This window comes from Novosphingobium organovorum, from assembly GCF_022832435.1.
Taxonomy (GTDB): domain Bacteria; phylum Pseudomonadota; class Alphaproteobacteria; order Sphingomonadales; family Sphingomonadaceae; genus Novosphingobium; species Novosphingobium organovorum.
Genome location: NZ_JALHLF010000275.1, coordinates 1 through 430, shown reverse-complemented (window position 1 = coordinate 430; position 430 = coordinate 1). Strand labels below are relative to the sequence as shown.

1 protein-coding gene is annotated in these 430 nt (G+C 75.3%); it reads right to left on the bottom strand.

Translation table 11 applies throughout. The features are described from left to right. Positions 1-430: erythromycin esterase family protein (locus tag MTR62_RS21215; protein WP_244024663.1), on the bottom strand; the 430-nt coding region annotated here is incomplete at both ends.

Genomic DNA, 430 nt, shown 5'->3' with positions numbered 1-430 from the left:
GCACGGCGCGCACCGGGGCGGGGACGCCCGGCCCCGGCGCTCCGGCGGGGGCGCGAAGGTACGCGGCGAGCGCGGTGAGCACGCGGCCGGTATGGGCCATGCCATCGTCGGCATCGCCGCCCGGCAGGTCCATGCCGTAGAGGTGGATCGGATCGCCGCGATGGGCCGCGTTGTAGGCGCGCAGATCGCGGATCAGCGCGCGGTTCTGCGCCAGCGCGCCAAAGCCCCAGGTGAACCCGCTGGCGAGCACGGCGTCGCGACGGGCCGCGCTGTCCTCACCTTCGCCCAGGACATAGCGATCGAGGCGGCGGGCCTCGGTAAAGCCGGTCTCGAGCACGATCGCGCGCGTGCCGCAGCGCCGGGCGAGCGCGAAAAGCAACCGGTTGCGCAGGGCGAGCGGTTCGCGCGCGCCGTGCCCCGGTTCGCCCAG